This is a genomic window from Pseudohoeflea suaedae, assembly GCF_004354915.1.
In the GTDB taxonomy this organism is placed as follows: Bacteria; Pseudomonadota; Alphaproteobacteria; order Rhizobiales; family Rhizobiaceae; genus Pseudohoeflea; species Pseudohoeflea suaedae.
Map to the genome: position 1 here is coordinate 448,254 of NZ_SMSI01000003.1, position 25,015 is coordinate 473,268.

Below are 25,015 nucleotides of genomic sequence, written 5' to 3' on the forward strand. Positions count from 1 at the left end.
AGAGGCGGACCAGTGCGGTTTGGCAGCTTTTCTGTTTGGGCGCCCATTTTTTTGACCGGAAGCGGTCCGAGAGGGAGTACGGGGAATGAAGGGTTTCAAGTCGTCGCGCCTTGCAGCGCTGGTCGCCGGTTTCATGAGCGTGTCCGCTCTGACAGCCAATGCCGAAATGCTCGATGTCGAGAAGGACGAGCTGACCTTCGGCTTCATCAAGCTGACCGACATGGCGCCGCTCGCCGTCGCCAAGGAGATGGGCTATTTCGAGGATGAGGGGCTTTACGTCACCCTCGAGCCGCAGGCCAACTGGAAGGTGCTGCTTGACCGTGTGATCACCGGCGAGCTCGACGGCGCCCACATGTTGGCCGGTCAGCCGCTTGCCGCAACGATCGGCTTCGGAACAAAGGCGCATATCGTCACGCCCTTCTCGATGGACCTGAACGGAAACGGCATCACCGTTTCCAACGAGATCTGGGAAATGATGAAGCCGCGTGTGGAGATGGATGCCGAAGGCAAGCCGGTCCACCCGATCAAGGCGTCGGCACTGAAGCCGGTCATTGACAAGTTCAAGGCGGAGGGCAAGCCATTCAACATGGGCATGGTCTTCCCGGTCTCGACCCACAATTACGAACTTCGCTACTGGCTGGCCTCGGGGGACATCAACCCCGGCTACTACTCGCCATCGGACGTCTCCGGCCAGATCCAGGCCGATGCGCTTCTCTCTGTCACCCCGCCACCGCAGATGCCGGCAACGCTCGAAGCCGGCACCATCTATGGCTATTGCGTGGGTGAACCCTGGAACCAGGCTGCCGTCTTCAAGGGTATCGGGGTGCCGGTGATCACCGACTACGAGATATGGAAGAACAATCCTGAGAAGGTTTTCGGCCTGACCAAGGAATTCACCGAGGAAAACCCGAACACGACGCTGGCGCTCACCAAGGCGCTGATCCGCGCAGCCAAGTGGCTCGACGAGAACGACAACGCCAACCGCGAGGAAGCGGTCGAGATCCTGTCGCGCTCGGAATATGTCGGTGCGGACGCCGAGGTCATCGCCAACTCGATGACCGGCACCTTCGAATACGAAAAGGGCGACAAGCGCGACGTTCCGGACTTCAACGTCTTCTACCGCTATTTCGCGGCCTACCCCTATTACTCGGATGCTGTCTGGTATCTCACGCAGATGCGCCGCTGGGGCCAGATCCCGGACGCCAAGCCGGACAGCTGGTACGACGAGACCGCCAAGTCCGTCTATCGCCCTGACATCTACCTCAAGGCCGCAAAGATGCTGGTTGAGGAAGGTCTGGTCGATGAAGCCGATTTCCCCTGGGACACGGACGGCTACCGCGAGCCGACGCCGGCCGCCGATATCATAGACGGGATCGCCTATGACGGCCGCACGCCAAACGCCTATCTCGACGCGCTTCCGATCGGCCTGAAGGGTGAACAGAAGGTCGAAGGCAGCGAAGTCGTCGGCGGATAAGGACCGACGAAAGCGACAAGCGGAAGGCGCTGACCGCCTCCCGAATCTCCTCAATGACTTTCGAAACGCGGCGCGGGTCGCCGGATGTTTCAAGCGGAAGGGCAAGTCCATGACGAACGTCACCGACACCTACGGAACGGAAGACCCGGCAAAGGCTGAACGGCGCGAGAGGCTGTTCCAGCGGATCAACCGTATCGCCGTCTGGCTCAACGCGCTGGGGCTCGGTTTCATCCCGCCCCTGATGCGTATGGCTGCCGGTGATGACGTTCGCGAGCAACTCGGCATCCTCAAGCGTGTGCTCGTCATCCCGATGGTCGGCATCCTCGCCTTCCTGCTTCTTTGGGGCACGCTCGCACCGCGGATCAACACGTCGCTCGGAGCCATTCCGGGGCCAATTGAAGTGGCGGAACAGGCGGGTGCCCTTTGGAAGGACCATCTCGCCGAACGCGAGAAGGCGACGAAGTTCTACGAGCGCCTTGAGGCGCGCAACCAGAAGCTCACCGCCCAGGGGCAGACAGACAAGGTCAAGGAGCGCGCCTATACCGGCAAGCCCACCTATATCGACCAGATCGGGACTTCACTTCTGACGGTTGCGCTCGGTTTCGTCTTTGGCACCCTCATCGCCGTGCCGCTAGGCATCGCGTCCGGCCTGTCGAAGACCTTCAACGGCGCCATCAATCCGCTGGTTCAGATCTTCAAGCCTGTCTCTCCGCTCGCCTGGCTGCCGATTGTCACCATGGTGGTGTCGGCGCTCTATGCAAACCCGATGGACTGGCTGCCGAAATCGATGTTGATCTCGGCGATTACCGTCACTCTCTGCTCGCTCTGGCCGACATTGATTAACACCGCGCTTGGCGTGGCCTCGATCGACAAGGATCTCGTCAACGTCGGCAAGGTGCTTCAGTTGTCGACCGCGACCACCGTACGCAAGCTGGTGCTGCCGTCCGCGCTGCCGCTGATCTTTACCGGCCTTCGACTTGCTCTCGGTGTGGGCTGGATGGTGCTGATCGCCGCCGAGATGCTCGCCCAGAATCCCGGACTCGGAAAGTTCGTGTGGGATGAATTCCAGAACGGATCGTCGGACTCGCTCGCCCGCATTATGGTCGCCGTCTTCACCATCGGCATCATCGGCTTCGTGCTCGACCGCATCATGTTTGCGCTCCAGCAAGCCTTCACCTTCTCGGCCAACCGCTGATCGACGGGACAGGGAGAAAAGCCATGGGCAATTCCGGCGTGAATATTCTTTCGACAAGGGGCCTAGCCAAGGGCTTCGGGGAGGGCGCGTCGCGTGAAGAGATCCTCGATGACGTCAATCTTGAGGTCGGGGAGGGCGAGTTCATCGCCATCGTCGGGTTCTCCGGCTCGGGCAAGTCGACGCTGATCTCCTTGCTTGCCGGTCTCGCCACTCCGGAGAAGGGCGAGATCCTCTTCAAGGGCGAGCCGGTGCATGGAACCGACCCGAAGCGCGGGGTGGTGTTCCAGAACTATTCGCTGATGCCGTGGCTCTCCGTCTACGACAACGTCGCGCTCGCGACCAACGCCGTTCACAAGACGGTTGTTAAAGAGGTCCGCAAGGAACTGACCTGGCGCTATATCGATATGGTCGGGCTCTCCCACGCAGCCGATCGCAAGCCGGCGGAACTGTCCGGTGGCATGCGCCAGCGTGTCTCTGTCGCCCGCGCTCTCGCCATGCAGCCCGACCTTCTTCTCCTCGATGAGCCGCTGTCAGCGCTCGATGCGCTGACCCGTTCCAAGCTTCAAGACGAGTTCGCGGCAATCTGCGAGACAGAGAAGAAGACCATCGTTCTCATTACCAATGATGTAGATGAGGCGATTCTGCTCGCCGATCGCATCATACCGCTCACACCGGGCCCCAAGGCGACACTCGGGCAGAGTTTCGCCGTCGACATCGCCCGGCCGCGCGACCGTGCCGACATGAACCATGATGCGGAATTCATACGGCTGCGTGGCGAGATCACCGAGTATCTGATGAACTTGGGCGAGGGCCGCAAGGGCTCTGATGATATCGGGATCGAACTGCCCGACGTGGTGCCGATCACGCAGGCTCCCGGCGACACCGGGAAACTGCCGGAAGCCTATCTCAAGGCCGCGAGTTCTCCGATCGAGAAGGGCTTCGTCGAGTTCTTCGAGGTCAAGAAGGTCTATCCGACACCAAAAGGTCCGCTGACCGTTGTCGACGGTTTCGACCTCAAGATGAAGAAGGGTGAGTTCATCTCGATCATCGGGCACTCGGGCTGCGGCAAGTCGACGGTGCTGTCGATGGCTGCCGGCCTGAACCCGATCTCGGGCGGCGGCATCATTCTCGACGGCAAGGAAGTGTCAGGTGCCGGTCCAGAACGCGCGGTCGTTTTTCAGGCGCCATCGCTCATGCCCTGGCTGACGGCGCGCGAGAACGTCGCACTGGGCGTCGATCGCGTTTACCCGGCAGCATCCGCCGCAGAGCGAAAGGATATCGTCGAATATTATCTCTCGCGTGTCGGGCTTGCCGATTCGATGCATCGCCATGCCGCCGATCTGTCGAACGGCATGAAACAGCGTGTCGGCATCGCGCGCGCCTTCGCCCTGTCGCCTAAACTGCTGCTTCTCGACGAGCCATTCGGGATGCTCGACAGCCTGACGCGCTGGGAGCTCCAGGAAGTGCTGATGGATGTCTGGAAGCGCACCGAGGTGACCACGATCTGCGTCACCCACGATGTCGACGAGGCAATCCTTCTCGCCGACCGGGTGGTGATGATGTCGAACGGCCCGAATGCCCGGATCGGCAACATCATGGAGGTCGACTTGCCCCGCCCGCGGTCGCGCAAGGCGCTGCTTTCGCACCCCGATTACTACGCCTATCGCGAAGAGCTGATGGAATTCCTCGAAGCCTATGAGGGTGGGGCGAACCCCAGCGAGGAACAGCTCAAGTCCATTTCAGAGAAGCGCGCGGCGCGCATTGCCCGCCAGACACGCAATTCCCTTCTGGCAGCGGAGTGAATGTCATGACGAGCAAGGAAAGACTGGTCATCATAGGCAATGGCATGGCGCCGGGCAGGATGATGGATGAACTGTTCGAGCGTGCTCCGGGCCGCTACGAGGTTACGGTGTTTAATGCCGAGCCGCGGGTGAACTACGACCGCATCATGCTCTCTCCGGTCCTGTCGGGTGAAAAGGCATACGAGGACATCATCATCCACGGTGACCAGTGGTACGCCGATCACGGCGTGACCCTGCACCGGGGCGAGAAAATCGTTACGATCGATCGAACTGCAAAGACTGTCACCTCGGACAAGGGCACGGTCGCCGCCTACGACAAGCTGGTGATTGCCACCGGCTCCAACCCCTTCATCATCCCCGTTCCGGGCGCAGATCTTCCAGGCGTGATCACCTATCGCGATCTCGATGACGTCGAAAAGATGCTGGAAGCGAGCCGCACCAGAAAGCGGGCCATCGTCATTGGCGGCGGGCTACTCGGCCTCGAGGCTGCCGCGGGGCTCAAGATGCAGGGCATGGATGTCACCGTCATCCACGTCATGCCAACCTTGATGGAGCGCCAGCTCGATCCCGCCGGTGGTTATCTGCTGCAAAAGGCGATGGAAGACCGCGGCATCGAGGTCCGCACCAAGGCCAACACCAAGGCAATCATCGGCGATGGTCACGTTGAGGGCATCGAGCTTGCCAGCGGCGAGATCATTCCGGCAGACATCGTGGTCATGGCGGTCGGTATCCGACCGAATACGGGGCTTGCGCAAGAGGCCGGCCTTGCCTGCAATCGCGGCATCGTCGTCAACAACGCCATGCAGACGTCCGATGGTGTGATTTTCTCACTTGGCGAATGCGCGGAAGTGGACGGTCAGGTCTACGGCATCGTCGCGCCACTCTACGAGATGGCCCGCGTTCTCGCCGCGCATCTGTGCGATGATACGTCCTCCGTTTTTGTCCATGCCGACACACCGACCAAGCTGAAGGTGACAGGCATCAACCTGTTCTCACTGGGTGATTTCGGCGAGGGCGACGACCGCGAGGAGATCGTACTCCGTGACGCCACGTCCGGGGTCTACAAGCGCCTCATCCTCAAGGACAACCGCATCATCGGAACGGTGCTCTTCGGCGACGTCGCCGATGGCGCATGGTTCAACGACCTGAAGAAGAAGGCGACCGACATCTCCGAGATGCGGGAGACGCTGATATTCGGCCAGAGCTACCAGGGGGGTGCCCCGCTGGACCCTATGGCGGCCGTTGCAGCCTTACCGGATGACGCAGAGATCTGCGGCTGCAACGGCATTTGCAAGGGAAAGATCACCGGCGCGATCACCGAAAAGGGCCTCACGTCGCTCGACGATGTGCGCGCCCATACCAAGGCGTCTGCCTCCTGTGGCACCTGTACCGGGCTCGTAGAACAGCTGATGGCGTTGACGCTGGGTGACACCTACAACCCCGCCGCCGTCCAGCCAATGTGCGGCTGCACCGATCTGGGCCACGACGACGTTCGCCGGCTGATCAAGGCGAAGGAACTCAAGTCCATTCCCGCCGTCATGCAGGAACTGGAGTGGAAGTCGTCCTGCGGCTGCGCCAAATGCCGCCCGGCACTCAACTACTACCTCGTGTGCGACTGGCCGGATGAATATGCCGACGACTACCAGTCGCGTTTCATCAACGAGCGCGTGCACGCCAACATCCAGAAGGATGGGACCTATTCGGTGGTGCCGCGCATGTGGGGCGGGGTGACCTCGTCAAAGGAACTGCGTGCGATTGCCGACGTGGTCGACAAGTTCAACATCCCCACCGTCAAGTGCACCGGCGGCCAGCGCATCGACATGCTTGGTATCAAGAAGGAAGATCTGCCTGCCGTCTGGGCCGATCTCGGCAAGGCCGGATTCGTGTCCGGTCAGGCCTACGCCAAGGGCCTTCGCACGGTGAAGACATGTGTGGGAACCGACTGGTGCCGCTTTGGCACGCAGGATTCCACCGGTCTCGGCATCAAGCTCGAGAAGTTCATGTGGGGTTCCTGGACGCCAGCCAAGGTGAAGCTTGCCGTCTCCGGCTGTCCCCGCAACTGCGCTGAGGCGACCTGCAAGGATGTCGGCGTCGTCTGTGTGGATTCCGGTTTCGAGATCCACTTCGCCGGAGCCGCCGGTCTCGACATCAAGGGGACCGAGGTTCTGGGCCTCGTCAAGACCGAGGAGGAAGCGCTCGAATACATCGTCGCGCTCACCCAGATGTACCGCGAGCAGGGCCGCTATCTCGAGCGCATCTACAAGTGGGCCAAGCGCATCGGCTACGACGAGGTCCGTCGCCAGATCATGGACGATGCGGACAAGCGCAAAGCCTATTTCGACCGCTTCGTCTTCAGTCAGAAATTCGCACAGGTCGATCCCTGGTCCGAGCGTGTCTCGGGCAAGGACAAGCATGAGTTCCGGCCGATGGCGACCATCGGCTTTCCCGAAGCCGCGGAATAGGAGAGCGTCATGGACTGGCACGAAATCGGCCGTATCGAGGACATTCCGCGCCGCGGTGCGCGATGCATCAAGACGCCGGCTGGCAAGATCGGCATTTTCCGTACCGCCGAGGATCAGGTCTTCGCGCTGGAGGATCATTGCCCGCACAAGGGCGGGCCGTTGAGCCAGGGGATCGTCCATGGCGGGGCAGTGACCTGTCCGCTCCACAACATGGTCATCGATCTTGAAACCGGTCAGGCGATGGGGGCGGACCAAGGCTTCGTACCGACCATACCTGTGCGGAACGACAACGGCGTTCTCTATATCGGCCTCGCGGCTTCCGGCCTGATGGCCGCGGAGTAGGGACTATGGGCGATGTGGTCCGCACAACCTGCCCCTATTGCGGTGTCGGCTGTGGCGTTATCGCGCGGCGGTCCGCCGACGGATCAGTCGAGATCAAGGGCGATCCGGACCATCCGGCCAATTTTGGTCGTCTCTGTTCCAAAGGTTCGGCGCTGGCTGAAACCATCAGCCTTGAAGGTCGTGCGCTCGAGCCGACCATCACCGGCAAAAGCGCAGAATGGGACGACGCGCTGGACCGTGTGGCGAACGCCTTTTCGACGGCAATCGCCGAGCATGGGCCGGATTCCGTCGCCCTCTACGTCTCGGGCCAGCTTCTGACCGAGGACTATTACGTCGCCAACAAGCTGATGAAGGGCTTTATCGGCTCAGCCAATATCGACACCAATTCCAGGCTCTGCATGTCATCCTCGGTTGCCGGTCACGTCCGCGCCTTCGGATCCGACACGGTACCCGGAACCTATGAGGATCTCGAGGACGCGGATCTCGTCGTTCTGACCGGCTCCAATCTCGCCTGGTGTCATCCGGTTCTCTATCAGCGCATCGCCGCCGCGAAGGAACGGCGTGGGTCAGCCATGAATATCGTCGTGATCGACCCACGCCGAACCGCGACTTGCGACATCGCCGACACGCACCTCGCCATACGCCCTGACAGTGACGTTCCGCTGTTCCTCGGCCTCCTCGCCTATCTGGGAAATGCCGGAGCGGTCGATTGCGATTACGTGGCCCGCCACACCTCCGGCTTTCCGGCAGCGCTCGATGCAGCGCGAAGCTGGTCGCGCTCCGCCGTGGCCATGCGCACCGGGCTGACGTCGGCGGAAGTCGAGGCGTTCTATGCGCTGTTCACGCGAACGGCGAAGACCGTGACCTGCTATTCGCAAGGCGTGAATCAGTCTTCCGTCGGCACAGACAAGGTGAACGCGATCATCAATTGCCATCTTGCGACGGGACGTATCGGACGGCCCGGCATGGGGCCGTTTTCGCTGACGGGACAACCAAACGCGATGGGCGGTCGTGAGGTCGGCGGTCTGGCCAACATGCTGGCCGCGCACATGTCGCTCGACAAACCGCAAGACCGCGACCGCGTCCAGCGCTTCTGGAACGCGCCGCGTGTGGCCGACCGGCCGGGCCTCAAGGCCGTCGACCTGTTCGAGGCCGTGGCCTCGGGGCGGATCAAGGCGCTGTGGATCATGTCGACCAACCCGGTGGTCTCCATGCCTGACGCCGACCGGGTGCGCGAAGCGATTACAGCCTGTCCCTTCGTCGTCGTTTCCGATCTCTTTGCCACGACGGAAACAGCTCGGCTCGCCGATGTCTTCCTGCCGGCCACGGGCTGGGGAGAAAAGAATGGGACGGTGACCAATTCCGAACGCCGGATTTCACGCCAGCGGGCGTTCCTGCCTGTACCCGGTCAGGCGCGGCCCGATTGGTGGCAGTTGGCCGAAGTCGGCAGGCGCATGGGTTTCGCAACAGCGTTTTCCTACGAAAGCCCTGCGGATATCTTCGCCGAACACGCTGCGCTATCGACTTTCGAGAACGATGGTGCGCGCGATTTTGATATCGGCGCCTACGCAGGGGTCGACGCCGAAGCCTACGCTGCGATGACCCCGTTCAGTTGGCCGCGACCTGCAGATGGCGAAGGCAATGCGCGCTTCTTCTCCGAAGGCGGATTTTATACCGCCGATCGCAAGGCGCGCTTCGTCGATGTGACCTCGGCACTTGCCGCCAAACCGCTCGGCAAGGGCGCCTTCACGCTCAATACCGGTCGCGTGCGCGACCAGTGGCATACGATGACGCGTACCGGTCGCAGTGCCACACTGTCGGCCCATCTCGCCGAACCCTTTGTGGAAATTCATCCGTCCGACGCTTCCGAAAACGGGATTTCTCCGGCGGGCCTCGTGCGTGTTTCGGGCGAGAAGGGCGATGTGATCCTGCGGGCGCTTGTCACCAACCGCCAGGCGCGAGGGTCGCTCTTCGTCCCGATGCATTGGAGCGGAGAATTTTCCGGCCATGCGCGCGTCGATGCGCTGGTGCCGCCGGTTGTCGATCCGGTGTCCGGCCAGCCAGCTTCGAAACAGTCGCGCGCCACGATCCGCTGTTTCAAGGTCACGACCTACGGGTTCATGGTCTCGCGTGACAAACCGGATTTCGGCGATCTCGCCTATTGGGCAACCGCGCGGACAGCAGGCGGCTGGCGCAGTGAGATCGCTGCCGATGCGGCGGTGGAGGACTGGGCGCAATGGCTGCGTGATTCACTTGCTCTGCGCGATGAGCTGACCGTTTCCAGCTACTCCGACAGGGTCGCGGGCGTCGAGCGTCATGTCTTCTTCAATGGCGACAAGCTGGTCGCCGCCCTTTATCTCGCGTGTGAACCCGTGGCCGTTGCCCGCAACTGGATCGTGAGCCAGCTCGCCTCCGATGGTCTCGGCGTGGCCGAGCGGCTGAGCCTTTCCGCCGGTCGCCCGGGCGGCGGACAGAAAGACCCCGGAGCGACCGTATGTGCCTGTTACGGGATCGGCATCAACCAGATCGTCGACGCCGTCCACGGCGGTTGCCACAGTGTCAACGCGGTGGGCGATACGCTCGGCGCCGGAACCAATTGCGGCTCCTGCCGCGCGGAAATCGGGAGGATCATCAATGGATGTCTCGTTGCTGCAGCCGAATGAAGTTTCAACGCGCGCTCGCTCGCGCGACAAGGCGCATGCCCGTGTCGCTCCGCTGGCTGTATTGCCCGTGTTCTTCAAGCTCGAGGGACGCCGGGTGCTGGTCGCCGGCGGCGGCGAGGCGGCCGCCTGGAAAGCGCAGTTGATCGCGGCAACCGGCGCGCATGTCCTGGTCGTCGCCGACGTGCCATGCGATCTGTTGCTCGATATCATTGCCAACGCACCGGATCATGAGAGCTATGAGCTGATCCGCCGAAGCTGGATGGGAGAGGATTTTAAAAGCGTCGAGATCGCCATCTGTGAAGCGGAAGACGATAATGAGGCCGCAGAGTTTCATCGAGCTGGCAAGGCGTCCGGGGTTCCTGTGAACGTGATCGACAATCCGCCGTTCTGCGATTTCCGTTTCGGTTCGATCGTCAATCGTTCTCCGGCGGTCGTCTCCATTTCGACCGATGGCGCTGCGCCGGTGCTCGGCCAGGCGATCCGTCGCCGCATCGAGGCGCTTCTGCCGCAGTCTCTGGCGCGGTGGGCGGGACTGGCGCAGACGATGCGTGGCGTGATCTGCGAACGGCTGAAGCCGGGACCTGAGCGGCGCCTGTTCTGGGAACGCTTCGTCGATCGGGCCTTCTCCGGCGACGTCCCCGACGCCGCCTCGAGCCAAATTCTTGGAGACTGCAACCGGATCGCGTCGGGCATGCATGGCGGACGCGTGACGCTGGTGGGTGCCGGTCCGGGTGATGCGGAGCTGTTGACGCTAAAGGCCGTGCGCGCGCTTCAGGCTGCCGACGTGATCTTGTTCGACGATCTCGTTTCTGCCGACGTGCTCGAACTTGCGCGACGGGAAGCAAGACGCATGTTGGTGGGCAAACGCGGCGGCCGCGAAAGCTGCCGCCAGGAAGACATCAACGAGATGATGGTCAAGCTCGCCAAGGCCGGAAAGCATGTCGTGCGGCTCAAGGGCGGCGACCCGATGATCTTCGGCCGGGCAGGGGAGGAAATCGCGAGGCTTGATGCTGAAAACATCCCGGTTTCAGTTGTTCCGGGCATAACTTCGGCACTTGCGATGGCATCGACGCTTGGCGTTTCACTCACCCATCGCGATCATGCGCAGTCGGTGCGTTTCATTACCGGTCATAGCCGCAAGGGTGTCTTGCCTTCGGATGTCGACTGGTCTGCCGTCGCCGACCTGCGCACCACTACGATTTTCTACATGGGCGGAAGGACCGCCGCAGAGATCAGCAAGCGATTGATTGAAGAGGGTCTGCCGGCCGACCTTCCGGTGGTCATGATGTCGGGAATAGCACGCCCTGATGAACGGCGATGGAGTGGGAAGCTTTCGGCACTTTCCTACGGGGCGGCCGAACTTGGTCTGGACAACCCTGTCCTGATTGGAATTGGCTCCGTCTTTGCAAGCGTAAGCAGGAGTGCAAGTCGATGCACCGAACTATCGTCCGGCCTATGTAGTATTTATTTAGGTGCACGCTCCTAAAGTCGATATCCTCAACGCACTACCCGCGAGCCATTTTAGTTGCATCGTTGACACGGTCGCAGGCGCCGTTATTGTTGTCCGCTCGCTGCTTTTCCCAATAATAGGCCATATACATGTGCTTGCGGTCGTGACCACGGCTTTCGAGGTGTTTGCGGAGGCGGCGGACGTCGTCATTTTCGCAGGCGGCAAGTGAGCGCACGAGCCATTGCGTTTTTACAGCCGGAGATTTTCCGCGCGGTCGCAAGATGCTGATCTGCAAGCACGGGTGAAGTATTTGTCTGGTCGCCGGTGGTTGGGTTTTCGGCCTCATCAGGTCCAACTGAAGCGAGAGGGTGGCAGGTGAATTGGAAGAAACCGTATAGCCTCTGCAAACTGGAAGGGCTCACCGTGCGCAAACGTGGTGACAGGAAGGAGCCATGGGTACCAGAAAGCCTACGGCAATGCCGCAAGGCCCGATCCAGCGGTGGATTGTGGACTTCGTATCAGACAACCTGTCGTGTGGTCTCTGGTTTCGCATCCTGAGTGTGATTAATGACTTCAGTCGGGGATGCCTGGCCGCTGTCTTCCAATTGCCCACCCACTTGCAACAAAACGAGACACCGAGAAACACTGCATCTTAAGGTGGGGTGATTGTCTAAAGCGGGCCTCCGCTACCAAATTTTCCACCGAAGATGAGAATTGACTGTATAGCCGAGTAGCAGGACGCGCGGTTTTGGAAGTGTGACAGGCCGGCCTGAGACCGATTTCCCTCCGGTCTTCGGGAGCGTCTTCTGTCTTGCGCTCCGAGACCCGATGCCGGACCGCCGGATCATGGGATTTTCCGGCTGGCGATCCAGGCGCAGATAATTCGATCATGGATGAATTACATATTCGGAATAAATAATTCTTCGCCTAAATTGCAGTCCAGTAAACCGAAGTTTGCGGATCGAATACGGTAATATTGCCGTCGCGCGTTTGAATTCGAGTTGGAAACGAAACGGCTTTCTCGCTGCGAGTGAGGGTAAGCGTTCCCTTGTTGATGTCGAGGCCATACCAGATGCTGCCGTTATGTGATGTGAAGCCGGAGAGCTTGTCGAGCGCGCCCTCGTCTTCAAATATCTGAGCCAGGCAAGCTATGGCGTTGGATGCCGTGAAAAGGCCGGCACATCCGCATCCGCATTCCTTCATCGGATCGACGTGCGGTGCTGAATCGGTACCAAGGAAGAAGCGCGGATCCCCCGAGGTCGCAGCCTTGCGGAGCGCCAGCCGGTGGAGTTCGCGCTTGGCAACCGGCAGACAATAATAGTGCGGGCGAATGCCTCCCGCCAGAATGGCATTGCGGTTGATCATCAGGTGATGCGGGGTGATGGAAGCTGCCAGATTTTTCTCTGAACCGCGCACGTATTCGACACTATCCTTGGTCGTTATGTGTTCCATGGTGATGCGAAGTTCTGGAAGGCGGTTCCTTAGAGGATCGAGCACGGTCTCGATAAACACCTTCTCGCGGTCGAAGATATCAACGTCGCTGCTGGTCACTTCGCCGTGCATACAGAGCGTCATGCCGATCTTCGCCATGGTTTCCAAAACGCCCATGACGTTATCGAGATTGCGCACCCCGGAATGCGAATTGGTGGTCGCGCCTGCCGGATAGAGTTTCACGGCGAGGGCCGTGTTGGAATTGAATGCTTCCGCGACATCGGCGGCATCCGTGCTCTCGGTGAGATACAGCGTCATCAGAGGGGTGAAATCAGCGCCTGGCGGAATGCAGGCGCGGATGCGATCTCGATAAGCCTCCGCATCAGCCTTGGTGACGACTGGTGGCACCAGATTGGGCATGATGATGGCGCGGGCAAAATGATGCGCGCTTTCAGGCGTTACCGCTTCCATCACTGCGCCATCGCGCAGATGGAGGTGCCAATCGTCGGGCCGTGTTATTTCGATCGTGCTCAACATCTTCCTCGTTTCCGGTGGCTCGCGACATCTGCTTGTTGGCCCGTGCAGCCGCAGCATACTGAAATATCGCCAAATTTTGATATTCAAGTGGCAGGCTCACCATCAGGGAAGTACGCATATGGCGAGTCGGCGAAATGTAATTGAATTATCATTCTATAGATAGTATGATATGAAGACTGCCGCATGCCAACCCACTTGTTGGATGAGTTTGCAGATCGTCTCGTCTCGGCAGTTGAGGCGGTCACCAAGGGAGGAGAGAATTTTGAGGAACACAACGCAAATTTGCACATTTGTCGCTTCCGTATTGCTTGCGACAAGCTCGATCGCCAATGCGGACGTGATCAAGATCGGCGTCAACCAGCCGCTGACAGGTCCTTTCGCAGCGTCCGGCAACTATATCGTAGAGGGCGCCGAACTGGCGGCCAAGGAAATCAACGAGAACGGCGGCGTGTTGGGAGAGCAGATCGAACTCGTCATCGAGGACAACAAGAGCAACCCAACCGAGGCGGCTGCGGTGGCCGAGAAGCTCATCGTCAGCGACAAGGTTCCGGTGATGATGGGTGCCTGGGGGTCGAGCCTGACATTGGCGGCCATGCCGAAGCTGATGCAATACGAAGTCCCCATGCTCGTCGAGACTTCGTCTTCCTCGAAGATCACCCGCCAGGGAAATCCCTATGTATTCCGCATCTCGCCCCCGTCTTGGGTGGAAGCGCAGCTGTTCAAGACATACCTGCCGCAGCTCAACATAAAGAAGGTCGACTTCCTGGCGATCAACAACGACTGGGGCATCGGCACGATCAATGACTTTTCGGAAGCTCTCGGCAAGGAAGGTATCGAGGTCGGGCTCAAGGAAATGATGGATCAGGGTGCGCAGGACCTCAGCGCCCAGCTTTCCAAGATCAAGGCGTCGGACTCCGACACCATCATCGTGACCACCGCGGTCGAACAGCTCACGCTTCTTCTCAAGCAGGCCGCCTCGCTCGGGATCACGAAGCAAATCGTGACGACCGGCGGCTCGCAGAACCCGGACCAGCTCATCGATCAAGCCGGATCCGCCGCCAACGGCACCTCCCATATGGTGTTCTTTGCGCCTTGGAAGCCGGAAATGACGGCCCATCCGGATCAAGCGGAAGCCTTTATCAAGGCCTGGGAAGACGCGGGATATGCCAAGGCCGGCCTGACCGAGAGCTATCGCGGCTATGACGGCATCAAGGTTATTGCGGCGGCGATCGAAAAGGCAGGCAAGGCCGACCCCGCGGCAATCAAGGACGCCATGTGGGAAGTCGAAGTTCCCGCGCTTAACGGCATGGTCAGCTTCACCAAGGATGGTCCGGAAGGGCGCGAAAGCGGCCAGTACATGACCAACGGCACCCTCATCAAGATTGTCGACGGAAAGATCGAGATCCCGAAGTCCTGATCTGGCAATGAAGCGTTGAATGAATAAGGCCCGCCTTCTCGAGGCGGGCCTTTCTCATGAATCGGTCAGATCGATCGCAACGCCGGTCTTGACCCGCTCCATGACCACCAGCGTGCGGAACTTCTTGACATTGTTGTTGACGAAAAACAGCCGGCGGGTGAGGGCTTCGTAATCGGTCATGGACGGTACTATGACGATGAGCACGAAGTCTGCCTCTCCGGTCACGTAATAGCACTGCTGAACGGCCGGATCGTTCGTGAAGCTCCGCTTCGCCGCGTCGAGCAGATCGATCCGCTCGCTCTCGATGTCCACTTCAACGACGATCGTCAGCGGGCGGCCCACCCTCTGAGGGTCAATGGCGGAATAATTTCCGACGATCACGCCCGTTTTCTGCATCTGCCGAATGCGCCGGTGCACAGCCGCGGGCGACAGATTGACCTCCTCGCCAATAGTCCGCTGCGGCGTCGTATTGTCCCTCTGCAGTATCTCCAGAATGGCAAGATCAAATGAATCGAGCTTGCCGACGGATTTCCCGAGTGTGGCCAAGAAAGCCTCCCTTGTTCGAAGAAAATTTCAATACTCGCTCTGAATCGTCTGCCGTCAGCCTGGCTGATGAAAGTAAATTTCATTTCCTAAACGACGAGAGCCTTCCTCGCCATTCCGCAGTGGGGTGGGTGGCGTCGCATCTCGCTCGCCTTTCGTCGAAGCGGAAGGAAGCGCACCCCGACAGACAGGGATCAAGCTGCAAATGGCCGGGGTGGAGATATCACTCGCTCCGCAAAATGGTATTGTCATTGGTAGGATATAAAGATAGGATGAATTTACCCGTCAACGATGTTGATGCGCAGAACGTAGAAGCCAAACTGCCGTGTTCTGGGTGCGAAGGTCAACAGATGGGAAGCAGGCCTGCTATCCAAGAGAGGACTGCGGGGAATTTGTAGCTGTTGGTATGGCGGTACTGAACGGAGAAGTTGGCGGCGGGTCTTGTCCCCGGACGCTGCCGTGCAGTGCCAGGTGCAGCATTTCGATAGACTTCGAAAGGGAGATGAAGAGTTGGATCAACTACTTCAGCACCTCGTAAACACCATCATCATGGGCGGGACTTATGCTCTTCTCGGCATCGGCCTTACCCTGATCTTCGGTATTATGAGGATTGTCAATTTCACGCATGGCGAGCTTTACGCTTTCGGCGCGTACATGATGTACTTTTTCGCGACCATTCTCGGCATGAACTTCTTCGTGTCGATCGCCTTCGCGATCGCGGCGGGAATGCTGCTCGGCGCCATCATCGAATTTCTTCTTCTGCGGCCCAAGCGGGGCGCCGACATCGACACCACAATGCTGATCATGATCGGCGCCTGGATCGTGATGCAGAACACCGAGCATCTGGCTTGGGGCGGCATTGCCAAGTCGATCACGTCGCCGCTTCCGGAAGCGCCGCTCGTCATCGGTCCGGTCTCCGTTTCGTGGCTGCGCGTCATGGTTCTGGTGATCGCGCTGGCGTTGATCGCGGCCAGCTACATGGTGATCAATCGCACCAAACTCGGCAAGGCGATGCGCGCGACCTTCCAAGACAGCGATACCGCGGCACTGATGGGGATCAACATCAACTCCATCTACACCATGACCTTCGGCTTCGGTTCGGCGCTCGCCGCCGCTGCCGGCGCGCTGCTCGGTCCGGTCTTCGTCGTCACTCCGACGATGGGCGATCTGGCGTCGCTCAAGGCCTTTGCGATCGTCATTCTCGGCGGTCTCGGCAATATCACGGGGGCGGCCATCGGCGGCTTCATCCTGGCTTTTGCCGAGGAAATCGGGGCCGGCTACATCTCGTCGGGTTACCGCGACGCGATGGGCTTCGTCATCATCATCATCGTACTTCTGTTTAGGCCGACAGGTCTATTCGCCAAGGCGGAGCGTGTCGGATGAAACTGATAGCCTCTCTCTTGATCCTTGCCTTCTTCGCGACCGTGCCGCTGTGGCTGCAGGATCAGTACTACCTTCATACGCTGGTCGTGACGGGCATCTTCATGCTTGCCGCCATGAGCCTCAACCTGCTGCTCGGTTTCACCGGGCAGCTCAGCCTCGGCCACGTTGCCTTCTTCGGCATCGGCGCTTATGTCAGCGCGCTGACCTCGCTCGGCTTCAGCGTGACCATATTCGGCATGCCGATCGTCCACGAGCCATGGCCGCCCTTCGTCGGGTTGATCTTCGGTGCGCTGGCGGCAGGCCTGTGCGGCTACCTGATCGGCAAGCTCGCCTTCCGGGTGCGCGGCGCCTACTTCGTCATCGTGACGATCAGTTTCGCCGAGGTGGTCCGTCTCGTTTCGCTCAACTGGGTCGAGTTGACCAACGGACCGCTTGCGCTGCCGGGAATTCCGCCGATGACCCTCGGTTTCGAATGGAGCGGCTACCTGACGCTCTGGGGCAAGGCGCAGAACTACTACTTCGTTCTCGCTGTGATCGTGCTGACCTATGTGCTGATCCGTCGGCTGGTCTACTCGCCCTATGGCCGGGCGATGATCGCCCTTCGCGAGAATGAAACCCTCGCCGTCTCCGTTGGCATCAGCGTGACCAAATATCTGGTGCTCGCCGCGGTCTTCTCGGGCGCGCTGGCCGGTCTCGCCGGCGGTCTCTACGCCCACTACATCCAGATCATCGATCCGATGATCTTCATGTTTCTCAACACCGTCACCATGGTCATCATGGTCATCACCGGCGGCAAGGGCACGCTGGCCGGGCCGGTTGTCGGCGGGCTGATCTTCGGCATCGCGCCGGTCGTGCTGCGCAGCTATGTCGGGCCCGAGGTCCAGTGGATCCTCTACGGCGTGCTGATGATCCTGATCGTCTTCGTCCTGCCGGAAGGCATCGTCCCGGCGATCGAGCGCTGGTTCAACCGCGGCGGCGCATCGCGCTCGCCGACCGGACGGGGCGCCTCCAGCGGCGGTTCGAGCGGCGACGGCTCGGCTCTCGCGCTGTCTGGTTCAGGAAAGGGGAATTCGTGATGGACACCAGTGTAGCAACATCCGCGTCCAAGCCGATCCTGTCGGTCGACCATGTCGCCGTGCAATTCGGCGGGCTGGTCGCGATCTCGGACATGTGCTTCGATGTGCACGAGGGAGAACTCGTCAGCCTGATCGGCCCCAACGGAGCCGGCAAGACGACGGCCTTCAACGTCATCACCGGGTTTCAGCGTCCCACACGGGGCACCGTCACGTTCCGCGGCACCAGCCTCGAGGGGCTCAAGCCCCACGAGGTGACGGGACTCGGCCTCGTACGGACATTCCAGCGCACCAGCTTGTTCGAGAAGATTTCCGTCTTCGACAACGTTCTCATTGGCCTTCATCGGCGGACGTCCCCGAGTCTCTTCGGAACGTTGCTGGGCTTGCCGAGGGAGCGCCGCGCCGAAGAGGCATTGCGCGAAGAGGCGTGGGAAACGCTGCGCCTCGTCGGAATCGAACATCAGGCGAACGAAGCGGGCGGGAGCCTGCCCTATGGGGACCAGCGTTTGCTGGGCGTCGCGCTGGCGCTTGCGGCCAATCCAAGCGCGCTCCTTCTCGATGAGCCGGTCTCCGGCATGAACGCTTCGGAGACCAGTCGTTTCATCGAGCTCCTCATGCGCCTGCGCAAGATGGGGAAGACGATCCTTTTGGTCGAGCACGACATGCCGATGGTGATGAAGATATCCGACCGGATCGTGGTGCTCAATTATGGGCGCATCATCGCCAACGGTACCCCAACCGAAATCCAGAACAACCCGGAAGTGATTGCCGCTTACCTGGGCGGAGGCGTCAAGAATGCTTGAGATCAAAAACCTCGTCTGCCGTTACGGAAAGGTCACCGCGCTCGACGGAATCTCTCTCAAGGTGCCGGCCAAGCAACTGGTCGTGCTGGTGGGCGCCAATGGCGCCGGCAAGAGCACGACGTTGCGCGCGATTTCCGGTCTGGTACCGGCAGCTTCGGGCCAGATCATCTTCGACGGTGAGGACATCACCGGAATGGCAGCCGGAAAAATCCTCGCCAAGGGAATTGCTCACTGCCCCGAAGGCCGACGCGTCTTCGGTGAGATGTCGGTGCTGGAAAATCTGGAGATCGGGGCCTATCTGCGCCACGATGCCAAAGCCATCCAGAGCGATGTCGACCGGATCTTCCACCTGTTTCCGCGCCTCGCCGAACGGCGGGCGCAGGTGGCCGGCACGCTTTCGGGCGGCGAACAGCAGATGTTGGCGATCGGGCGGGCAATGATGTCCCGGCCGAAGCTGATCATGTTCGACGAGCCCTCGCTTGGGCTTGCGCCGAACATCGTCGAGCAGACCTTCCACATCATCCAGGAAATCCGGGATTCCGGGACAACGGTGATGATGGTGGAGCAAAACGCGTTCGCCGCACTCGACATGTGCAGCTACGCCTACCTCCTGGAGGCAGGCTCCATGGTGCTCGAGGGAGAGGGGCAGGACCTCATCTCCAACCCGCATGTGCGGGAGGCCTATCTGGGGGCGGGCGTTCACGCCTGAGCCCTGCCGAGTGCACCGCCGCGCGAGATAGTATTTGCACTATCATTCTAAAGATAGTATCAATATGGCCTCGCGCGGCGGTCGAGTTTGTCGTCGCCGGATACAGGCAGTCGCTGCACTCGAGGCAACAGGTAGGACAGACATGACTCACACTTCATCACCCGTCATCGGCATCATCGGTGGAACCGGCGACCTCGGTTCCGGACTGGCACGGGCCTGGGCGAAAGCCGGGTATGCCGTGATCATCGGCTCGCGTACTGCCGACAAGGCTCAGGCGGTTGCCGCCGAATTGGGTGAGGGGGTCACCGGCCGCGACAATCTCGGTGCCGCCGAAGGCGCGGACGTGGTGGTGCTCGCTGTTCCCTTTGCCAATCACAATTCGACGCTGAGCGAAATCCGCGAGGCCGTACAGGGCAAGATCCTGGTGGATGCCGCCGTTCCCCTCGTGCCACCGAAGGTTTCCCGTGTCCAGCTTCCCGCTGAAGGATCGGCCGCCCAGATCGCACAGGATCTGCTGGGTGAAGGTGTGAAGGTCGTCTCGGCGTTTCACAATGTCGGCGCGGCAAAGCTTCACAAGGGCGGCCGCGCCGATTGCGACGTTCTCGTCTTCAGCGATGACAAGGATGCCCGCAATCTGGTCATCAAACTTGCCGGGGCTGTTGCCAACCGCGGCGTTGGCGGCGGCGTGCTGGCCAACTCGGCGGCGGCGGAAGCGCTGACATCCGTGCTCATCTGGATCAACCGGAACTACAAGGTTCTGGGTGCCGGCATCGCCATTACCGGTCTGGACGACGCGGCGCAGGCCTGATTCCATGCGCGCGCCCCAGTCTCTCTCTCTTCATGCCCTGCGGGATATTCCGCTGGTGGAGCCCGGCGACGATCTCGCGGACTGCCTGATCGCAGCGTTGCGGGACAGCGGGCAAGTGCCGATGGACGGCGACATTCTGGTCATCGCCCAGAAGATCGTCTCCAAGGCGGAGGGGCGCTATGTGAGCCTCGATACGGTCACGCCTTCCGAGCGGGCGGTGGAACTCGCCGAACGTCTCGGCAAGGATCCGCGCCATGTCGAGGTCGTGCTTTCGGAATCCTCCGAAGTGGTCAAGGTGGGGCCGCAGGTTATCGTCGTTGCCCATCGACTGGGCTTCGTCATGGCCAATGCCGGTATCGACGAATCCAACATCAGTCATGAGAAGGGCGCGCGCGTGCTGCTTCTGCCGCGCGATCCCGACGCTTCGGCGCAAGCTCTGAAGGCACGGCTGGATGCGGCCTTCGGCGTTTCGCTCGGCATCATCATCGCCGACAGTTTCGGCAGGCCGTGGCGCAATGGCATTGTCGGCGTGGCGATCGGCGCGGCCGGCGTTCCCTCGGTGATCGACGAGGCGGGAGTGAAGGATCTGTTCGGCCGCGAATTGCGGGTTACCGAAGTGGCTGCCGCCGACGAACTGGCTTCCGCGGCCTCCCTGCTGATGGGGCAGGCCGGGCAGGGGCTGCCTGCCGTGCTGGTACGCGGATTTGCATCGCCCGCGCCGCCGAAGCCCGCCTCCGCCCTTGTGCGTGACCGGGCCCGGGACATGTTCCGATGAGTGCGCCCGCGAAAGCCCTTGGAGAGCAGGGTACGGTCGTCGCCCTTTGCGGTGGCGTGGGCGGCGCCAAGCTCGCCTTCGGCCTGTCGCACCTGCTCGGCGAGCGGTTGACGGTGATCGTCAATACCGGCGACGACTTCGAACATCTCGGCCTGCATATCTCGCCGGACATCGACACCGTGCTCTACACGCTTTCGGACCGTGCCAACCGCGAACTCGGCTGGGGACGGAAGGACGAGAGCTGGAATTTCATGAAGGCGCTCGCGGAAATCGGCGGCGAGGGCTGGTTTCAGCTCGGCGACCGTGACCTCGCCCTGCATGTCGAGCGGACCCGGCGGATGCGTGCCGGCGACCGGCTGACTGATATCGTCGTGGATTTTGCGCGGCGCTTTGCCATTCCCTCGCGCATTCTGCCGATGAGCGATGATGCGGTCCGCACCAGTGTGGTGACGCGGGACGAAGGGGTGCTGCCGTTCCAGCGCTATTTCGTAGAACGGCGCTGCCAGCCGGTTGTCGAGGAGGTCCAATTCCAAGGAGCAGATTCCGCCCGGATGTCGGCGGAGGTGGAGGCAGCCCTGTCTTCGGCCGATCTGCGGGCGGTGATCGTTTGTCCGTCGAACCCCTATCTGAGCATCGATCCTCTGCTCTCGGTGCCGGGCATCAGCCAGCTTCTCGCCGATGCGTCCGCTCCGGTCGTCGCGGTGTCGCCCATCATTGGCGGGCAGGCGGTGAAGGGCCCGACCGCGAAAATCATGAGCGAACTCGGGATACCCGCGACGAACGCGACAATCGCCGATCACTACGGCGATCTCATTGACGGCCTCATGATCGATGAGGCCGACGCGGCGGAGATCGGACAGCTCGCTGTTCGCGCGACAATATCCGCCACATTGATGCGCACCGACGACGACAGGTGCCGTCTGGCGGAGGACGTTCTGGCTTTTGCCGAGACCCTGGCCGAGACGGGATCAGGGAGGCGTCCATGAGCGGCAACTGGGCCATCGTGCCGGTCAAGCGGCTCGAGCACGCCAAATCGCGGTTGGCATTGGTGCTCGATGCGCAGGAGCGGCGCCAACTTGTCCGCGCGATGCTTAGCGACGTTCTCGATACGCTGCTTCGGGTGAGCCAGCTCGATGGAATTGTCGTCGTCACCAGCGACGGCGAGGTTTCGCGCCTTGCACGGCAGGCCGGGGCGCACCTCGTGCCGGACATTCGTGAAGCAGGAACCAACGAAGCCGTGCGGCAGGGCCTTGCCTGGCTCGGGTCGCAACAAAACGGGTGCCGGCTGATCATGCCGGCCGACATCCCGTTTCTGACGCCGGGAGAGGTCGCCAACGTCATTTCGTCGCTGCGCAGTCATGACGTCGCGCTGGTGCCCGCGCTTCGCGACGGTGGCACGAACATACTGGGGCTGCGTTGTCCGGCGCGCATAGAAGCCGCCTTCGGCGAGGAAAGTTTCGCCCGGCATCTGGCGGCGGCACGCGCGGCCGCCATCACCCCCGCGATCCTCGATCTCGATGGCGCGGGACACGATATCGACGTTCCCACGGACCTCTTCCACAGCTCCGGCGGAGAAGGGGGCGCACGCACACGTGCGGTGCTTTCGCAGCTGTCGTGCGGCAATCCCGTGCCTGTGGCGGTCTGGATGAATGAGGAGTTGGAATCATGACAGAACAGCTTTTTCTCGAGACGTTTCCGCTGAACAAGCGATTGACCCGCGAGGAAGCCGTCAGCCTGATCGGGCTGGAAGACCTGACGCCGTTGCTCGCTGCGGCCGGAAGGCGGCGGGACGTCGCCCACGGTGACGTTGTCTCCTATTCGCGCAAGGTTTTCATCCCGCTCACGCAGCTCTGTCGGGATGTCTGCCACTACTGCACCTTCGCCCATCCGCCGCGCAAGGGACAGCGCGCCTATCTCAACCGGGACGAGGTTCTGGCCATTGCCCGCGCGGGTCGCGAGGCGGGGTGCAAGGAAGCGCTCTTCACGCTGGGAGATCGTCCCGAGGCTCGGTACCGCCTCGCGCGCGAGGAACTCGCTGCACTGGGCCATGCCTCCACGCTATCCTACCTTGCGGAGATGGCGGAACTCGTCTGGAAGGAAACAGGGCTGCTGCCGCACCTCAATCCCGGGCTGCTTTCCGAGGAGGATTTCCGGGCGCTGCGTCCCCTCTCGATCTCGCAAGGGATCATGCTCGAGACCGTCTCCGACCGTCTCTGCGGCAAGGGGATGGCTCACTACGGCTCGCCCGACAAGGTGCCCGCCGCCCGGCTGCAGACGCTCAGGCTTGCCGGTGAGCAGGCGGTTCCCTTCACCTCCGGCATTCTGATCGGCATCGGGGAGACCCGCGAGGAGCGGATCGATTCGCTGCTGGCGCTGCGGGATATCAACGATGCCCATGGGCATATCCAGGAAATCATCGTCCAGAACTTCCGGCCGAAGCCGGGTACGCTGATGAAGGATGTCGCCGCGCCTGCGACGGACGATCACCTCTGGACAATTGCCGTCGCGCGTCTGCTGTTCGAGCCGGCGATGAACATCCAGGCTCCGCCCAATCTGAGCCCCGGCGCGCTGCGGCAGCTTGTCGATGCGGGTATCAACGACTGGGGCGGGGTGTCCCCGGTGACCCCCGACCACGTCAATCCGGAAGCGCCTTGGCCGCATCTCGAGGAGCTGGCGACGGAGACCGCGAAGGCGGGGAAGGTGCTGACGGAAAGGCTCGCGATCTACCCCTCGCATGCCCGCGATGCTCTCAAATGGGTCGATCCGGCGATGCGCACCTCGTTGTACAATCTTGTCGACGGCGACGGATGGCCGCGCCGCGACAGCTGGTGCCCGGGCCGCCAGGACCTGCCGCCGGAAGCCGATGCCGTCCTGGTCAAGCCGAAGCGTCCCGTCCAGGCGAGCGCGCGATTGCAGGCAATCCTCGGTCGCGTGGACAACGGCCAGCTGCTCGACACCGATGACATCGTCCATCTCTTCAGGGCCCGCGGCGACGAGTTTTCGGCCGTCTGCCGGGCCGCCGACGAGTTGCGCCGGCGCGTCAACGGGGATGTCGTGAGCTATGTGGTTACCCGCAACATCAACTATACCAACATCTGCTACTTCAAGTGCCAGTTCTGCGCATTCTCGAAGGGCAAGCTGAGTGAGAACCTGCGCGGCCGGCCCTATGATATCGGGATGGACGAGATTGCGGGCCGGGTGCGCGAGGCGTGGGACCGCGGCGCGACCGAAGTCTGCATGCAGGGAGGTATCCATCCCGCCTATACGGGGCAGAAATATCTCGACATCTGCGAGGCCGTCGCCGGGGCTCAACCCAACATGCACCTTCATGCCTTCTCACCGCTCGAGGTCACCCAGGGTGCGCAGACGCTGGGCATCAGTGTGCCCGAATTTCTTGCGCGGCTGAAGGATGCGGGGCTCAAGAGCCTGCCCGGAACCGCAGCGGAAGTGCTGGACGACGAGGTGCGCGCCATCCTTTGTTCCGACAAGATCAACACTCGCGAATGGATCGAGGTGATGCGGGCAGCGCACGCACTGAAACTGCGTTCGACCGCGACGATCATGTTCGGCCATGTGGATCGCTACGATCACTGGGCCCGCCATCTGGTCCGGGTCCGCGATCTCCAGATCGAGACAGGCGGCTTTACCGAATTCGTGCCGCTGCCGTTCGTCCACATGGAGGCGCCGATCTATCTCAAGGGTCGGTCGCGGCCCGGTCCGACCTTCCGCGAGACGATCCTCATGCATGCCGTCGCGCGCCTGGTGCTGCACCCGCACATCACCAACATCCAGGCCTCCTGGGTCAAGCTTGGGCCGGACGGCGTGCGGCACTGCCTCGATGCCGGCGTCAACGACCTCGGCGGCACGCTGATGGACGAGAGCATCTCCCGCTCCGCCGGTGCGAGCTTCGGCCAGGAGATGACCCCTCAGGAGATGGAGCGGATCATCGTCTCGACCGGCCGGCTGCCCCGTCTTCGCACCACGCTCTACGACAACGCCCCGGCGGAGCGGCGGACGACGGCGTTTGCCGCGGGTATCCGCACCGAGAGCGCATCAAGGCTCGTTCACACCGAAAACGCGCGCTGAGGAGCATCACGCCGATGATGTCGATGATTCATTCCATCTTGTAGACATACTATTGTTAGTAT

Annotated in this window: 19 protein-coding genes and 1 pseudogene; 18 read left to right on the forward strand and 2 right to left on the reverse strand. The window is 61.4% G+C overall.

The features are described 5' to 3' along the window. The first annotated feature begins 133 nt into the window (after positions 1 to 133). The 8 genes and pseudogenes from E2A64_RS15730 to E2A64_RS18070 form a co-directional block, all read left to right on the forward strand. Positions 134 to 1,474: a CmpA/NrtA family ABC transporter substrate-binding protein gene (locus E2A64_RS15730; protein WP_244598332.1), complete on the forward strand. Its 1,341-nt coding sequence runs from the start codon at positions 134 to 136 to the stop codon at positions 1,472 to 1,474. 109 nt (positions 1,475 to 1,583) lie between these two features. Beyond that, positions 1,584 to 2,669 carry an ABC transporter permease gene (locus E2A64_RS15735; protein ID WP_133285440.1) on the forward strand — a complete coding sequence of 362 codons (1,086 nt, stop codon included), beginning with the start codon at positions 1,584 to 1,586 and terminating at the stop codon, positions 2,667 to 2,669. 23 nt (positions 2,670 to 2,692) lie between these two features. Beyond that, entirely contained in the window at positions 2,693 to 4,471 is a 1,779-nt protein-coding gene (locus E2A64_RS15740) for an ABC transporter ATP-binding protein (RefSeq protein ID WP_133285441.1), read from the forward strand. Between the two features lie 5 nt (positions 4,472 to 4,476). After that, complete coding sequence (gene nirB / locus E2A64_RS15745) at positions 4,477 to 6,933, forward strand: nitrite reductase large subunit NirB (RefSeq protein ID WP_133285442.1); 2,457 nt, start codon at positions 4,477 to 4,479, stop codon at positions 6,931 to 6,933. A gap of 9 nt (positions 6,934 to 6,942) precedes the next feature. Beyond that, entirely contained in the window at positions 6,943 to 7,275 is a 333-nt protein-coding gene (gene nirD / locus E2A64_RS15750; RefSeq protein WP_133285443.1) for a nitrite reductase small subunit NirD, read from the forward strand. A 5-nt stretch (positions 7,276 to 7,280) separates the two neighbouring features. After that, positions 7,281 to 9,938, forward strand: coding sequence for a nitrate reductase (locus E2A64_RS15755; RefSeq protein ID WP_133285444.1), 2,658 nt, complete (start codon positions 7,281 to 7,283; stop codon positions 9,936 to 9,938). Then, on the forward strand, positions 9,910 to 11,424 hold the full coding sequence (gene cysG / locus E2A64_RS15760) for a siroheme synthase CysG (protein ID WP_133285445.1): 1,515 nt from the start codon (positions 9,910 to 9,912) through the stop codon (positions 11,422 to 11,424). The genes E2A64_RS15755 and cysG overlap by 29 nt, the downstream gene beginning before the upstream one ends. A gap of 208 nt (positions 11,425 to 11,632) precedes the next feature. Further along, a pseudogene (locus E2A64_RS18070) lies at positions 11,633 to 11,987 on the forward strand (IS3 family transposase); the annotation flags it as partial. A gap of 328 nt (positions 11,988 to 12,315) precedes the next feature. Here E2A64_RS18070 and pyrC read toward each other — a convergent pair. Then, a complete protein-coding gene (gene pyrC, locus E2A64_RS15765) occupies positions 12,316 to 13,353 on the reverse strand; it encodes a dihydroorotase (protein WP_133285534.1) in 1,038 nt (345 codons plus the stop codon). 265 nt (positions 13,354 to 13,618) lie between these two features. On the opposite strand from pyrC, the gene E2A64_RS15770 reads away from it, so the two are divergent. Then, positions 13,619 to 14,773 carry an ABC transporter substrate-binding protein gene (locus E2A64_RS15770; protein WP_428977493.1) on the forward strand — a complete coding sequence of 385 codons (1,155 nt, stop codon included), beginning with the start codon at positions 13,619 to 13,621 and terminating at the stop codon, positions 14,771 to 14,773. 54 nt (positions 14,774 to 14,827) lie between these two features. Here the strand turns inward: E2A64_RS15770 and E2A64_RS15775 are convergent, their stop codons facing one another. Beyond that, the gene (locus E2A64_RS15775; protein ID WP_133285447.1) at positions 14,828 to 15,319 is read right to left on the reverse strand and encodes an Lrp/AsnC family transcriptional regulator; all 492 of its coding nucleotides are present in this window, start codon (positions 15,317 to 15,319) and stop codon (positions 14,828 to 14,830) included. Between the two features lie 507 nt (positions 15,320 to 15,826). Between E2A64_RS15775 and E2A64_RS15780 the strand changes: the two genes are divergently transcribed. From E2A64_RS15780 to cofH, 9 genes are all read left to right on the forward strand, one after another. Next, entirely contained in the window at positions 15,827 to 16,699 is an 873-nt protein-coding gene (locus tag E2A64_RS15780) for a branched-chain amino acid ABC transporter permease (protein WP_133285448.1), read from the forward strand. Then, positions 16,696 to 17,775, forward strand: coding sequence for a branched-chain amino acid ABC transporter permease (locus E2A64_RS15785; protein WP_133285449.1), 1,080 nt, complete (start codon positions 16,696 to 16,698; stop codon positions 17,773 to 17,775). Before E2A64_RS15780 ends, E2A64_RS15785 begins: the two co-directional genes overlap by 4 nt. After that, the gene (locus E2A64_RS15790) at positions 17,775 to 18,575 is read left to right on the forward strand and encodes an ABC transporter ATP-binding protein (protein ID WP_133285450.1); all 801 of its coding nucleotides are present in this window, start codon (positions 17,775 to 17,777) and stop codon (positions 18,573 to 18,575) included. Before E2A64_RS15785 ends, E2A64_RS15790 begins: the two co-directional genes overlap by 1 nt. Then, positions 18,568 to 19,284 (forward strand): ABC transporter ATP-binding protein, encoded by a 717-nt coding sequence (locus E2A64_RS15795; RefSeq protein ID WP_133285451.1) that lies wholly within the window; start codon positions 18,568 to 18,570, stop codon positions 19,282 to 19,284. The genes E2A64_RS15790 and E2A64_RS15795 overlap by 8 nt, the downstream gene beginning before the upstream one ends. A gap of 142 nt (positions 19,285 to 19,426) precedes the next feature. Then, complete coding sequence (npdG, locus tag E2A64_RS15800) at positions 19,427 to 20,092, forward strand: NADPH-dependent F420 reductase (RefSeq protein WP_133285452.1); 666 nt, start codon at positions 19,427 to 19,429, stop codon at positions 20,090 to 20,092. 4 nt (positions 20,093 to 20,096) lie between these two features. Continuing rightward, on the forward strand, positions 20,097 to 20,867 hold the full coding sequence (cofE, locus tag E2A64_RS15805; RefSeq protein ID WP_133285453.1) for a coenzyme F420-0:L-glutamate ligase: 771 nt from the start codon (positions 20,097 to 20,099) through the stop codon (positions 20,865 to 20,867). Next, on the forward strand, positions 20,864 to 21,853 hold the full coding sequence (gene cofD, locus E2A64_RS15810; RefSeq protein ID WP_133285454.1) for a 2-phospho-L-lactate transferase: 990 nt from the start codon (positions 20,864 to 20,866) through the stop codon (positions 21,851 to 21,853). Before cofE ends, cofD begins: the two co-directional genes overlap by 4 nt. Continuing rightward, on the forward strand, positions 21,850 to 22,536 hold the full coding sequence (cofC, locus tag E2A64_RS15815) for a 2-phospho-L-lactate guanylyltransferase (RefSeq protein ID WP_133285455.1): 687 nt from the start codon (positions 21,850 to 21,852) through the stop codon (positions 22,534 to 22,536). Before cofD ends, cofC begins: the two co-directional genes overlap by 4 nt. After that, positions 22,533 to 24,953 carry a 5-amino-6-(D-ribitylamino)uracil--L-tyrosine 4-hydroxyphenyl transferase CofH gene (gene cofH / locus E2A64_RS15820; RefSeq protein ID WP_133285456.1) on the forward strand — a complete coding sequence of 807 codons (2,421 nt, stop codon included), beginning with the start codon at positions 22,533 to 22,535 and terminating at the stop codon, positions 24,951 to 24,953. Before cofC ends, cofH begins: the two co-directional genes overlap by 4 nt. Positions 24,954 to 25,015 lie beyond the last annotated feature (62 nt).